Here is a 14,522-nt window from a genome sequence, read left to right as displayed (position 1 = left end):
TCAATGCTAAAAGACGTTTGGTGAAAAAGAAATCTTTAATTCCATATTACGAACGTCCATACAGTTTAACCAAATCATGTAAATAAACACGTACAGCATCATTTAACTCCTTTGATTTAACACGCCATACCCAATTTTTCTTAATCGATGCAGGAACATTCATCCTTGCTTTTGCCCCTTTATTCAAAATATCCTGTATAGGAACAATGACCACATTAGCCGTTGATGCATAAGCTAACCTGATCAATACCCTTGATATGTTTCTTTTAGAAACCTTTAAACCTGTATAACTGTCAATTCTTGCCCTGTCATCCTGATCAATATCTTTCTCATACCAGTTTCTGGTTGTATTGTTATCATGAGTTCCCGTATAAACCAGGCAATTTGCAGCAGTAAAATTATGAGGTGCATGAACAGAAGCCGGACTATCTTCCCCAAAAGCAAACTGTAAAACCTTCATACCAGGCAAATGATAATGATCACGAAGCGCTACCACTTCAGTATCAATTTCTCCCAGATCCTCTGCAATAAAAGGAATATTCCCGAAATTTGCTGCTAATATATCAAAGACCTGGCTTCCCGGCCCCTGTTTCCAGTTGCCAAACCTGGCAGAGCTGCTACCCGCAGGAACTTCCCAATAAGACGAAAAAGCACGGAAATGATCCAAACGGATTAAATCATATAAATCAATATTTCTTCTGATCCTTTTTACCCACCAGTCATAATTGGACTTTTTCATCGCTTTCCAATTGTAAACCGGCATTCCCCAAAGCTGTCCATCGGCATTAAAATAATCTGGAGGAACTCCTGCAATTGCTCTCATCTCTCCTGAAGAACCGATTTCAAACAGCTCCTGGTTTGCCCATACATCACAAGAATCCAGTGCAGCATAAAACGGCAGATCGCCAATCAACTTGATATTCAGGTTAACTGCGTAAGCCTTCAATTCATTCCACTGCCTGAAAAATATAAATTGATACCATTTAACCTCATTTATTGCCTCTTCATACTGTTCTTTAACTTTCGATAAAGCAGACAACTCTCTGCCTTTCAATTCTATGGGCCATTCATACCAGTGCTTGTCGGCATTTAAAGTTTTTAAAACCTCATGCATTGCATAATCGTCCAGCCAGTAAGCCTCATCGAAAGAGAAGTCTGAAAATGCCTGATCTTTCCCCTCAGTTTTCTGTTTGAACCGCTGATAAGCTGAGCTTAACAAAAGCTTTTTCTCCTGAACAGCCGAAGCAAAATTGACTTTTCTTTTAACTTTGCGATGCTTTGCTTTTACCTCGCCGGGCTCCAGGAACCCATCTTTAATTAAGAGTTCCGGGCTAATTAAAAGAGGATTTGCAGCCATGACCGAACTGGATGCATACGGAGAATAAGCCTGCGTTTCCAGCACAGGATTTAAAGGTAATATCTGCCAGTATTTTTGACCAGAAGAAGCCAGAAAATCCATAAAATTAATAGCTTCAGGCCCAATGTCACCAATTCCAAATGCAGAAGGAAGAGAAGTGATATGCATGAGGATACCAGCTCCCCTTTCCTGATGCTCAATTTTTTGATGCAGCACGCCAAACGGTACTGATTTAAAAACATCCCGCAATACAAGCACATTATGCTCAACTTTACAAGACTGATTCTCTATTAAATCCAGGTAAGCTGCAGGTGCCCCTGCGGGTAAAACAACCTGAGTATCCCCTAATTCAAAATGCAGATTCTTCTGATCATCCAAAAGCGCCGCAACATTCACAGGTACCACAAATATCGCCCAGTCTGTTTTGTATCTGCGTGCAAAAGCAATAAAATCAGCGGCATGTATACCCGTAACTTTTAGCGGGATATATAACCCATCCCTGAATAATTCAGCATATTCCGCCCTGAACTTTAAAAGTTTTTGCAAAATCAGCAATTTGATTTCTCCTGCTGAACTTTCCTGCCACAATAACTTGATACTGAATGATTTCTTTAAAAAGTCATCCATATACTGCCTCCGCAAGGTATAATCCACAGCCCTTCTGTTATCAGGATCTACCATACTAAAATCCCAAAGTTCCGTTCCCTGATAAGTGTCAGGAATACCCGGAACCCCATGTTTAAGAATTAAAGAAGACAGTGATTTTACCATGCCCAGGTGTGCCAGCCTTCGGAAAAAATCGCTGAAGATAGTCCAGAATTCACGTTTAGTATCTAATATTTTTTTTATAAATGCACGGGTTGCAGCCTCGTAATCCATGTTCGGATTCTCCCATCCAGAATTTTCTTTAGCCTCCCGCAAGGCTTTTTCAATATACTCAAGCAATCTGTTCTGATAGACTTCACGATCTTCGCGTTCATCATAGGTAGCTACTAAAGTCTGATAAATAAAATAGGCATCATTTTCATCAGGGGCCGCGCCTTCCGTTGCATTTAACACGTTCCAATCTTTTACTTGCTGCAGCCATTCTTCTTTAAGGTCAGTAAGGATGCTTAGCCTTGCTCTTGCATCTTCCCCACGTTTGGTATCGTGCGTGGACGTGCAATTCATAGTCAGTGGCCAGTTTTCGCCCCTGTTTAAAATAGCTGCATGAAAATCTGACACCTTTAGCCCGAAAACCGCCGGAGAATCTCCAACTTCATTATTTCCAATATGCCTGTTGTAAGTATACATTAAAGTGTCTTCCACCCCTTTAGCCATTAACGGTCCGGAGAACTGCATTAACCTCTGATAAAAAGATATATGCTCGTAAAGCAGTGCTTTTTTTATGAGTTGAACCGGCTTTAATAGTTCCTTATCTTTTTCCAATGCTGCAAACACCTTTTCCATAGCCTCTATTTCCTGTGGAGGCAGTGGATAAGCATTTCCATAAAACCTGTAAACAGGACATTGAATTAAAAGCTCAGAGATGATATGCTTAAATACCCCAAAATCTCCGATTGTCATTCGTTCTGATCCCTCTGGTATAATATTCAGCAAAAGCTGGTAGAGATTTTCAAGCTCTCCCTGCATCGCAGTACTTAGAATTTTGCGTTTTTTTTCAAGGATCTGTTCTTCAACAGACTGATGATCATCAGTCAGGTTTTCATAAAATTTATTAAACTTCTTCTCTGATTGCTGATTGGTAAACAGCTGATTGGCTAGTCCAAGATAATCGTACCCTGTCGTTCCTTGTATGGGCCATGCTGCAGGCAGGACTTCCCCGGGCTCTAAAATTTTCTCCGCAACGATATAAACATCTTCACCACAAAGCGCTCTTAAGTTTTCCAGGTATTGCATGGGATCAAAAAGCCCGTCAATATGGTCTATTCTCAATCCCTGAAATACCTTTTGCGCTACAAGTTCCTGAATCAAAACATGGAAATCGTCAAAAGTAGCCCTCAACTGCATATTGAGACAAATCAAACTATTTACCGTAAAAAAACGGCGGTAGTTCATCCGTACATTGCTTTCCTGATAACAGCACAACCGGTAAAACTGCTGTTCAGCAATTTCCCGGATTGAACCATTCAGGTTAGTACCAGCTCTCAATGGCCAGTAACTCTCGTTATATTTTAAAAACCATTCTCCCTTTTGCTCTGCGATTGAAAGCTTTTCACTGGCAATCTCTTCCTCCAGATCAGTGCCCAGGAAAGGGGCCATTAATGGTTCTTGTGCTAAATCCGGTGAGATAATATCAAAATGATTCCTGTATTTTGATTTTTCCCCTTTCTTTAACACATCCATTAGCCACGGATTCCGGGGGTCATAAGCCATATGGTTGGGTACTATATCTTGTATCCAGCCCATTTTTAAAGCAGCAAGTTCTTTAGCGATCAATTTAAGTTCAGCCAGCGAACCGATCTCCGGATTAATCTGTATTGGATTTAAACCATCATAACCATGCATGCTGCCGGGAACAGCAGTAAAAATTGGGGAAGCATAAATCGTCTTTACACCTAATTGATGTAAATAAGGGATCATTTTGCGAAAATCATTCAAAGTAAAACCCGCATGAAATTGAATGCGGTAAGTAGAGATCGGATTAAACATATTTAGCGGAATAAGCTATAAAAGATTCTGAGGATACACTAATTTGACGGTTAAGACCAGTTGTGGAAGGCTCGCCGGGGCCAAGCCATACTGAGGATGAAGAGTTAACCAGCTCTTTTAAAATATGGATATGACCGGGAATATCCAGCACCAGTTTTTCAGCTGAAAAATTAAGTACACACCAGATAAGCTGTGTGGGATCAGCACATTTTCTTTCCAGCAGCAAAGAATTATTTGCCTCCAGCACACTGACTTGCGGAGCCTCATGCGAAGTAAAGCTGAAGTACTTTTTACGCAGCGCGATCAACTGCTGATAATAACGGAAAATACAGGCATGCTGATGCTCTCCGATCCTTCCCCAATTTAACCGGGATTGATTAAAAGTAGCTTCATCTTGCGGATCAGGTGCTTTTCCCTGATCAAACATCGCTGCAAATTCTTCCGCTCTCCCCTTCCTCACCTGCTGTATTAACTCCGGATCTGAATGGTCAACGAAATAAAGGAATGGGTTCGTCTCTCCCCATTCTTCCCCCATAAATAATAAAGGTAAAAAGGGAGAAAACAGTACAGCACCAGCCATTAGCTTGCACATTTCAAAACTGAACAGTTTACTGGTACGTTCCCCCAGCATCCTGTTGCCAATCTGATCATGGTTCTGTGAAAAGACAACAAACTGGTCATTAGTCTTCCCGAATGCTTTGCGTCCAAATGTTTTTTCACGCACCACCGAGTACATCCCTGTATAAACATAAGCGTCCTTATAAGACTTGGCAAGCTGTTGTATACCAGAAAAGTCTTCGTAATATCCTCTGGCAGGTTCACTGGCAGTTACCCGTAACGCATGATGAAATTCATCTGCCCACTGCGCATCCATTCCAAGTCCATTCTCACTGATCGCAGTAATATACCGGGGATCATTCAAATCACATTCAGCAATCAGGTAATGTTTGCGGCCCGTCTTTTCCAGCAATAAACTCGTATGGCACCTGATTTCTTCCAGAATATGCAGCGCACCAAAATCTTTAATAGCATGAACTGCATCAAGTCTTAAGGCATCAATGTGAAAATCACGAAACCACATCAGTACATTTTCTATAAAGTAATTCCTGACACCATCACTTCCTTTGTCATCAAAATTAATGGCGTTGCCCCAGGGTGTCTTATATTTATCCGTAAAATACGGGCCAAAAGTACTTAGATAATTTCCTTCGGGGCCTACATGGTTATAAACCACGTCTAAAACAACAGCAAGCCCTTTCTGGTGACATATATCGACCAATTCCTGCAAACCGGCTGCTCCTCCGTAAGATTCCTGTACTGAAAAAGGAAAAACACCATCATATCCCCAATTCCGCTTTCCAGGAAATGAAGCAACAGGCATCAGCTCAATGGCTGTAATTCCCAGTGCTATTAAGTGATCCAGGTGGTTTATTATTCCTTTGAAAGTACCCTCATGACTAAAAGCAGCAGTATGTATTTCATAAAAAATATAGTCGTGTAAAGGGATGTTTTCCCAGGAAGAGTCTGACCAGTTATATGCCGTATTTATAGCCTGAGAACCACCATGTACGCCATCAGGCTGTGCTAAAGATGCAGGATCGGCCAAACGTTGTTCTTTATCTATTATAAACCAGTATACATCGCCAGGCTGGATCAGTGCTGTGCAGAGCGCCCAGTATCCAGCCAGGTCAGGTTTAAGCTCCAGCAGCAATGTTCCGGTAGCCACGGAAACCTGAGTTGCGTCAGGTGCCCAAACTTTAACTACTGCCTCATTATGCGCATTAAAATTTACACCGATGCCTCTTTTTAATATATCCATAAACAATTAATCTCCCTCTTTTAATTAATTTAAGAACACCAGGTCCTAAAAAGTGTTTTAAGATTTTAATGCAGATTTTGAGAACAGGTTTAATCGGTGGAGCCCGGATCTGCCCGGCTCCCGCACGATTTCGCCAGCGTGCCCGTTTTCCCCTTTTATAAAACCTGACGTTTAGGTAGATTTAGGTATTAATAAACAATTAAACGATGAATAAACCTTTTTATAAAAGAAATACAGTAAGTGTGGCAGCCATCCTGCTGCTCTGTTCTGGTTTGCTGCAGCTTTACCGGCCTGACTTAAAAAAACAGCCTGTAAGCGCAGATTTTAACGGGCCTGAAAATGTAAAGGCCATTTTAAAAACTGCCTGTTATGACTGTCATTCCAATGAACCTGAACTGAAGTGGTTTGACCATCTTCAACCAGCTTACAGTATTGCACTTGCGGATATTGAAGCAGGTAAAGCGGGCCTTAACTTTTCTGAATGGGGCAACATGGCACCAGGTGATCAGAAGGCTAAGCTATTTGAAATCCTTAACCAGATTACTACCGGAAGCATGCCATTGAAAAGCTACCAGGTGCTGCACCGCTCAGCTAACCTGAATCCAGCTCAGATAGCCATTGTCAAAAACTATGTGGCAGGTATGATTAAAGACCATCCGGCAGACACTGCCCTGGTCAATGCAGCCCATAAACAATTCAACAATTGGAATGCGCAAAACCTTAAAGCGGATAAATTACCAGAAACCTTAACAGGCGTTCCCTATCAGCCCGACTATAAAAACTGGCAGGTGGTGAGCACAACAGACCGCATTGACAACAATACTATGCGGGTGATCTTTGGAAATCCCATTGCAATCAAAGCAATCGCCGAGCATCATATTAATCCATGGCCAGAAGGGACTATTTTCGCTAAAGTTGCCTGGGATAAACTACAGGATGCCGATGGAAATGTCAAAACCGGAGCATTCAAGCAAGTAGAATATATGATTAAAGACAGCGGGAAATATAAGCGCACAAAAGGCTGGGGCTGGGCAAGATTTAAAACCATGAAACTGCTTCCTTATGGTAAAAACATAGGCTACGCAACAGAATGTGTGAATTGCCACCGTCCTGTATCCAATAATGATTTTGTATTCACCCTTCCAGTTAAACATTAAAAATGCGATTTAAACTTCAATATGCAGCCTTTATTTTACTATTGCCAATGGCAATGGGCTGTCAGCAACAAAACAATCATGCAGGTGAATTAAATAAAGCCGCAGGCCTGCCGGAACAATTACATTTCAATCAATTGGGGCTGAAAGTAATTACCTCCACGATCAGCAAAAAGGAAGCGGCCATGTCTACCTTATATGGGAATGATCTGGCCCTGAAATATGCGAAATCAAAGGGCGACAGTACCATTGGAGGGATGGTATTTGCACTGGTTACCTGGAAACAACAGGACGATGAAAGATGGTTTGGTGCAAAAATTCCGGGGCAATTTCAAAGTGTCGAGACGGTCACTACAAAAACCAATGGAAATGCTGTCCAGACAACCTATAAAATAGATAAAGGAGAAAAATTAAACATTGGTTTTTTGAACGAAAAAGAACGGATAAAATATATCTTAGCTCAAAAAGCTTCAGTAATGCCTTAATTCATTTCATGCTATTCCAAAAAACCATTTACTCCGCCCATAAATCAGTTTTCTTTGTCTCGCCAAAAATCATTTGGTTCAGTTCCTTATTTATGGGCATACTTGCCTCTATACCAAAAATCCTGCAACTTCACGTAACCCTTTTAGAATTAGCTGCAGATGCTTCTATTGCTTTTTTATTCTCTCTTGCTACCTGGTATTTCAACATTTACGGATTACCTAAATTTTCCAGTATCCAGGTCACCAACAGGTTTTTTAACCTGAGGCTCTTTTACAGTATCTTCTTTGGACTCGTATTGATGCTGATATTGGTTGGCATTCATCAGCTGTTATTCCCAAAGTATCATTTTCAAAGTATGATTTTAATGTATCAGTTCCGGGGGATACTCATTAACCTGACAATATATATGTTCTTATATTTCTTATATCAAACATATAGAAATCATCAAATCGAACTGGAACTGGAACGTGTTAAAGCTGATCACCTGAATGCACAATACGAGTCACTGAAACAGCAGGTTAATCCGCATTTTCTCTTTAACAGCCTGAATACATTAAAATCAATGGTGGAGATTGAAGACAAGCATAGTGCTGAATTTATTCTGAACCTCTCAGATTTTTACAGATTTACACTCGAGAAACGAAAACAGGATGTTATCCCTTTAGCAGAAGAATTAAGCATTTTGCATTCGTATATGTTTTTACTGAGTGCCCGGTTTGAGGAAGGGATTAATTTTGATGATCAGCTGCCTGAAAGCTATTCAACGTCTCTGATACCACCATTTACTTTACAGCTACTGGTAGAAAATTGTATCAAACATAATGTAGTTTCACTCGAACAGCCTTTGACTATTTCCTTGTACATCAAACAAGATATGCTTTGTGTTCAGAACAACTTGCAGTTAAAAATGAACCCTGATCCCTCTTTAAAAATGGGACTGGAAAATATAAACCAGCGTTACCAGCATTTGACAAATCAAACTATAGCCATAGAAGAAAATTCCGGATCATTTACTGTTAAACTTCCATTGATATGAATATCGTCATCATAGAAGATGAGATCAAAACTGCTAAAGCATTAGCAAAAATGATTCTCTCCCTCCAGCCCTCTGCTCAAATTACGGCAACCATCCAAAGTGTCAAAACAGCAGTGGCCTATTTTTCAGCACAGGTTAGTCCTGACCTTATCTTCATGGATGTTCAATTAGCCGATGGTAACTGTTTTGAGATTTTTAAACGAACAGAAGTGCGTGCTCCGGTTATATTTTGCACGGCTTTCGATGAGTATGCACTGGATGCTTTTAAGGCAAATGGTATTGATTACATTTTAAAACCTTTCTCAGCAGACAGTCTGCAAAGCGCATTTGAAAAAGTGACCTTGCTTCAGAACTTTTTTCAGGTCAATGAACATGCTTCAGTTCAAATGAACAAGCTACTGGATCCGGTGGGTAAAACGGGTTTTTTGGTTTTTAAAAATAATAAATACAGCACAATACAAACCCAAGATATTGCCTGCTTTTATATCCGTGATGAAATCACAACCCTGGTCACAGCTGCCGGTGAAGAATATGGAATTTCACAATCACTGGAAGAACTTTATAAAGTGCTGAATCCAAAGCAATTCTTTCGTATTAATCGTCAATATTTGATTAATTATAGTGCTGTCAAAGAAGTAGAGCACTATTTTGCCCGTAAATTAATGGTTAAACTGAATATTTCCACTTCCGGGCAGCTGATTATAGGTAAAGATAAAGCCACGTTATTCTTAAACTGGCTGGATAACCGGTAGCAAAGCGTTTAAATAGGTTTTTATTAGCTGCTCAGACAGATCTTCCTGATTCATCATCTTCAGTTTCCTGATTCATTATCTTGATTTGAACGTCCATATTATTTGTTCAATCTGTATTATCTTTTATTGAATGTAAATTATCTTTTGTAAGATCTGCATTAAATTTTATTCAATCCGTATTTGTTGATATATTGCGTGAATTATTTATCACCTGAAGAAATAGCAGACATTTTATGGAAATTGTTAAAATACCGAAAAAACTCAGAGACGTATTAGACACTTTAAGAAGCGGGCAAATAGAATCCGGATTAGCGCAACTTGCAGAAATTGCAGCGTTTGAACCGCAAAAATCTATTGTTTTAGCAGAATATAACTATTTCAGCAGTAATTTTGAGTTGGCGATGGAAAATGATGAGAAGGCTTTACCATTTGACGGACAATGGTATGCGGGAAACATTTTATCTGAACATTTCTTTGCTTATACCAGTGCGGCCATCAGCAGTAATCATCAGCAAAGAGCAGCGGATTTCTACAAAACATATCTGGCAGAAAAGAAGAAGCTGGATTTGGAAGACCATCGTTTTAATACCTATAAACACCAGGTGAACCAGCATTTAGCTAAACTTAAGGGTAAAAAGAACTTAACAATTGATCCGGCACCACTTCAAATTATTAAAAATGGAAAAGAAATGCCTGACTTTATTGCACAATTAAAAAAGTACAAGCCAAAATTAACGCATGACAGCCTTAAAGGAGCAGAATATTTACTTGGCTTTATGTTTGAAGAGGGAAACACGGACGAAAGTTTAGCGTATTATGAAAAATTTGCGGAAGAACTGACTAATGAAGATAGTCACCTGCATGCCGCAAGGCTTTTCCTTTTAGCAGGTGAGCCTGAAAAAGCAAAAACGGCAATCAGAAATTATGTGAAAATATGGTATCCGGTTGAGTATATTCAAATTACGCCCATGCGGCTTTGGGAATTTGAAGACTTATATCCGATTTTGACCAGAGAATTCAAAGAAGAAATATTACGGATACCCAAAGCGAAAGCGTAAATGGACATCTCCTTATGCTAAGTTAAAGTTCCTCTTTATACTATTACAGCTCTTTTTCATTCAATTTTGAAAAGAAACCGATGAGATCATCTGCCAGTAATCCGGGTTGTTCTGAAGCAGCAAAATGTCCGCCTGCAGGCATGGGATTCCAGTGCCGGATATTAAAACTTTTTTCCACGTAAGCGCGTGGCGGAGTTGGCAATTCTTTCGGGAACTTAACAAAGCCTACCGGTACTTTTATAAAATCGTTCTTTCCGAAAATTAATGGGTTTTTACTATTTTCGTTATAAATTCTCATCGAGGAATGGATCGTTTGTGTGATCCAGTATAAAGTGACGTTAGCGAGCAGGTCATCCTTCTTAAAAGCGTGCTCGATATGACCATTGTTATCGCTCCAGCTATTAAATTTTTCAATAATCCATGCACACAATCCAGCTGGAGAATCATTTAGCCCGTAAGCTGCAGTAAGAGGCTTTGTAATATGCATGTGAATATATGCACCTTCTCTGGCAGACGAACTCAAAGATACTTTATGCCTGAACTCCAGCCCTGTCAGGACTAAAGGCAGGACTTATGAAGTATTTATAGTCTTTAAAGATGTGATGAATGATGAGGTTTCAAAAAGTGTCTATTGTGGAAGCTTTGAAAATCTATTTTAATTATTGTACGGCCCAATTCCGTTTTCAATATTAAACGGAATTGATTTTACAAATTTGGGCAATCCTGATCAGGATTGCCCGGAATACTTATGGTTGGCCACTACCGCCGGCAGCGCCATAAATCTGGCCAGTGGAATAACTTGCGTCATTCGCTGCCAGTTGTACATAGATGGAAGCTAACTCCGCTGGCTGACCCGGTCTGCCTAAAGGAGTTTCTTTGCCAAATTGTTTTACTTTCTCTTGGGTTGAACCTCCTGTAACTTGCAGCACTGTCCAGATCGGGCCAGGTGAAACACCATTGACACGGATACCTTTAGGCCCCAGTTGTTTTGCCATTGACCTCACAAAACTCGTATTTGCAGCTTTGGTTTGCGCATAATCAAAGAGATCTGGTGAAGGATCTGTAGCTTGAACTGAAGTAGTTACAATAATTGAAGAACCAGGTTTAAGATGAGGTAAGGCCGCTTTTGTAATCCAGAAAGGTGCATAAATATTGGTCTTCATTGTCCAGTCAAACTGCTCTGTACTCAGATCCAGGATAGACTGATGGCTTTGCTGTCTGCCTGCATTGTTCACTAAAATATCTAATCCACCAAGTTCTTTTACCGCATCTTTAACAAGCTTTTCGCAAAATTCTTCTGTTCTGATATCTCCGGGAATAGCTATTGCTTTACGTCCTGCTTTTTTGATCAGCTCAATAACCTCCTGAGCATCTGGTTCTTCTTCAGGCAGGTAGTTTATAGCCACATCAGCACCTTCTCTGGCATAAGCAATGGCGGCTGCTCTTCCTATACCAGAGTCACCACCGGTGATCAATACTTTGCGTCCGGTGAGTCTGCCAGAACCAACATAACTTTTTTCACCGTGGTCAGGTACCGGTGACATCTTTGAAGCGAGTCCTGGCCAGGGCTGTGTTTGTTCTTTAAATGGAGGTTTGAAATATTTCTTTGTCGGATCTTCAAACGGAGATACGTTAGTTTCAGTCCTGGTATCGATTTTACTTTCTTCTTTCATAAGATAAAGGTTTAATGTTTACTTAGGCGTCAACACTGTAATTTAACAAAAGTTTTCAAAAAAAAATGTTTACCTTAATACCTCAATAAATCAACGAAAAACTAAGCTAAAGCCCTCGAAAATCATTAATTAACATGAAATCACACGACCTGGAAAGATTTATAACTGCTCAAAAAGGGGTATTCCAAACTGCGCTTGGCGAGATTCAGCATGGTAAAAAACATACACACTGGATGTGGTATATTTTTCCGCAGATCCAGGGTCTGGGTTTTACTGAAATCTCAAAATATTATGGAATAAAGGATCTGCAGGAGGCTACTGAATTTATGCATCACCGGGTACTTGGTCCAAGGCTGATTTTGATGTGTCATACACTGCTTAATTTGGATACCAATGATGCACACCTGATACTGGATAGCCCGGACGATTTGAAACTGAAATCATGCATGACTTTATTTTCTGAAATTCCAAACAGTGATCCTGTTTTTGAAAAGGTATTAAATAAATTCTTTAACGGCCTGAAAGATCATATTACTTTAAAAATCCTCAACCTCCAGCGTTGATTTTAATGGATCAGGTTGCTGAATCATTAGCATAAACAGGCTATATTAATCAGCTAAGGGTCTGTAAATAAAAGTAAAATACTGATCCTGCTTTTTCTTCACTTTCAACCCTAATTTCACTGTCATGATAACGCAGGATCTCTGAAACAAGATATAAACCTATACCGAATCCAGGTACAGTTTTTATCCCATTATTATTGACTCTGTAAAAGCGTTCAAACAATCTTTTTTGATCGTTAGGGCTTATACCTATACCCTGATCGCTGACATAGATTTTTACTTTTCCGTTTTGTTTTTCACAACCCAGTGTAACTAAGCCTCCTTCAGGTGAATATTTAATGGCATTGCTAACCAGGTTCATTAATACCTGACCGATTTTGTCTCTGTCGGCATTGATTATAATTCCCTCACAGTCTATTAGTTTTATCGTATGCTGTGAAGTTAAAAATTTAGCATCTTCAGCAATTTCCATCATTAAAGGATGTAATTCTACTTTCCTTCTTTCTATCTGAAGCTTTCCTTCTTCCATTCTTGCCAGACTCAAAAAATCATGAATCATAGCTATCATTTTTTTGGTCTGAGCTTCTGCTCTGATTAATGATTTAATACTGAACTCATCCCCTTCTTTTTTTGAACGCATCAGTAATAACTGCAGATAACCCGTAAGCGCAGTTAAAGGAGTCTTCAATTCATGGCTCACCATGGCCACAAAATCATTTTTCCGCTGCTCTTCTTGTTTCCGCTCAGTAATATCTCTGGCAATCTTTGATAACCCGATAATTTTACCGTCCGTATCTTTAACGGGCGATATAGTCAGGGACACATCGATCGTTTTTCCGGATTTAGTAATTCTTCTGGTTTCAAAATGATTTACCCTTTCGCCTTTACTTAACCGGGAAAGAATCTGGACTTCTTCTTCCTGGCGGTCAGGTGGTATTAATTTAAGTATTGGCTGACCTATTATTTCTGCCGCACTATAGCCAAAAGTCCGCTCTGCTGAGTCGTTCCAGCTGGTAATGATTCCATTTAAAGTTTTACTGATCACAGCATCATTGCTTGAATTGACAATAGCAGCTAACTTTGCACTTTTCTCTTCTGCATATTTAACGTCTGTGATATCCAGTGTAGTTCCGATTAATAAGCTGGCGTAACGATCTGTTTTAAAGCTCCTTCTCCACTGCACTTTAATCCAGCGCATTTCGTTGTTATCCAGACGGTAAATCCTGTAAGTCAGGTGATGCGTTTCACTGTTACCGGATTCAATAGATTCATGCATAGCCTGAAGCACATTTGATCTGTCTTCAGGATAAATCATCTCACTGAATTCATCAAAAGTTATTTGTTCAGCAGCAGGATAGCCAAAGACATTTCTGCATTCTTCTGACCAGATTAAAATATTTGTTTTTGGATCCCACTCCCATGTGCCAAGGTTAGTGGATTCTATGGCTATTTTTAACTTGGTTTCATTCTGTTCCAGCTCATTTATCAGCTCTGCCTTTCTTTCCTGTTCGTGGATCAGGGGCGTAATATCCCTGGTAAAACACCGGGTATGAACAAAGTTATCTTCTTTCCAGAGTACACTTGAATTGATGAGTACGTGTTTGATATCACCATTTTTACAGCGCAGCCTGGCTGGATAATTAAGCAATGTCTGGTTGTTGGTTAGCCGGTATAGAATATCTTGTATAACTTCCTGATCTGCATGAAAATTACTGATAGGAAATCCAATATATTCTTCTTTTGTATAACCTAATGAAACAAATTCAGCTTGATTAGCCCAAATAATTATTCCTTCAGCGTTAACCCAATGTAGTGGCAATGAGGCGTTCTCCACAAAGTCATTCAACTCCGCTAAGCGAAGTTTCAGCTCTTTGTTTTCCTTCTCATATTGAGCAATTTTCCCCTGAAGTATCCTGAAATCTTCCATAAATAGTTAATAGAACAAAACTAATCATTGTTAATCTATTTCACT

The 14,522-nt window shown here is 39.7% G+C and carries 11 protein-coding genes; 6 read left to right on the top strand and 5 right to left on the bottom strand.

Features of this window, described 5'->3' with window-relative positions; translation table 11 throughout:
- Positions 1–46: 46 nt before the first annotated feature.
- Positions 47–4,009, bottom strand: a complete 3,963-nt coding sequence (treY, locus tag AB3G38_RS04430) for a malto-oligosyltrehalose synthase (protein WP_367867289.1) — start codon at positions 4,007–4,009, stop codon at positions 47–49.
- Positions 4,002–5,828, bottom strand: a complete 1,827-nt coding sequence (gene treZ, locus AB3G38_RS04425) for a malto-oligosyltrehalose trehalohydrolase (RefSeq protein WP_367867288.1) — start codon at positions 5,826–5,828, stop codon at positions 4,002–4,004. The genes treY and treZ overlap by 8 nt, the downstream gene beginning before the upstream one ends.
- Positions 5,829–6,034: 206 nt before the next feature.
- On the opposite strand from treZ, the gene AB3G38_RS04420 reads away from it, so the two are divergent.
- The 5 genes from AB3G38_RS04420 to AB3G38_RS04400 all read left to right on the top strand — a co-directional run bounded on the left by AB3G38_RS04420 (position 6,035) and on the right by AB3G38_RS04400 (position 10,314).
- Complete coding sequence (locus AB3G38_RS04420) at positions 6,035–6,985, top strand: cytochrome P460 family protein (RefSeq protein ID WP_367867287.1); 951 nt, start codon at positions 6,035–6,037, stop codon at positions 6,983–6,985.
- Between the two features lie 2 nt (positions 6,986–6,987).
- Positions 6,988–7,467 (top strand): hypothetical protein, encoded by a 480-nt coding sequence (locus tag AB3G38_RS04415; RefSeq protein ID WP_367867286.1) that lies wholly within the window; start codon positions 6,988–6,990, stop codon positions 7,465–7,467.
- A 92-nt stretch (positions 7,468–7,559) separates the two neighbouring features.
- Positions 7,560–8,504, top strand: a complete 945-nt coding sequence (locus AB3G38_RS04410; RefSeq protein WP_367867285.1) for a sensor histidine kinase — start codon at positions 7,560–7,562, stop codon at positions 8,502–8,504.
- Positions 8,501–9,256, top strand: a complete 756-nt coding sequence (locus AB3G38_RS04405; RefSeq protein WP_367867284.1) for a LytR/AlgR family response regulator transcription factor — start codon at positions 8,501–8,503, stop codon at positions 9,254–9,256. Before AB3G38_RS04410 ends, AB3G38_RS04405 begins: the two co-directional genes overlap by 4 nt.
- 233 nt (positions 9,257–9,489) lie before the next feature.
- Positions 9,490–10,314, top strand: coding sequence for a hypothetical protein (locus tag AB3G38_RS04400; RefSeq protein ID WP_367867283.1), 825 nt, complete (start codon positions 9,490–9,492; stop codon positions 10,312–10,314).
- Between the two features lie 43 nt (positions 10,315–10,357).
- Here the strand turns inward: AB3G38_RS04400 and AB3G38_RS04395 are convergent, their stop codons facing one another.
- Both AB3G38_RS04395 and AB3G38_RS04390 read right to left on the bottom strand, forming a co-directional pair.
- A complete protein-coding gene (locus tag AB3G38_RS04395; RefSeq protein WP_367867282.1) occupies positions 10,358–10,801 on the bottom strand; it encodes a hypothetical protein in 444 nt (147 codons plus the stop codon).
- 259 nt (positions 10,802–11,060) lie between these two features.
- Entirely contained in the window at positions 11,061–11,987 is a 927-nt protein-coding gene (locus AB3G38_RS04390) for an SDR family oxidoreductase (RefSeq protein WP_367867281.1), read from the bottom strand.
- A gap of 134 nt (positions 11,988–12,121) precedes the next feature.
- On the opposite strand from AB3G38_RS04390, the gene AB3G38_RS04385 reads away from it, so the two are divergent.
- Positions 12,122–12,550, top strand: coding sequence for a DUF1810 domain-containing protein (locus AB3G38_RS04385; RefSeq protein WP_367867280.1), 429 nt, complete (start codon positions 12,122–12,124; stop codon positions 12,548–12,550).
- 49 nt (positions 12,551–12,599) lie between these two features.
- On the opposite strand, the gene AB3G38_RS04380 is transcribed toward AB3G38_RS04385, so the two are convergent.
- Positions 12,600–14,477 (bottom strand): PAS domain S-box protein, encoded by a 1,878-nt coding sequence (locus AB3G38_RS04380; RefSeq protein ID WP_367867279.1) that lies wholly within the window; start codon positions 14,475–14,477, stop codon positions 12,600–12,602.
- Between the last annotated feature and the right edge of the window lie 45 nt (positions 14,478–14,522).

The organism is Pedobacter sp. WC2423 (genome assembly GCF_040822065.1).
Lineage (GTDB): Bacteria > Bacteroidota > Bacteroidia > Sphingobacteriales > Sphingobacteriaceae > Pedobacter.
The sequence above is the reverse complement of the archived record's forward strand: the minus strand, read 5'-3'. Positions and strand labels throughout refer to the sequence as shown.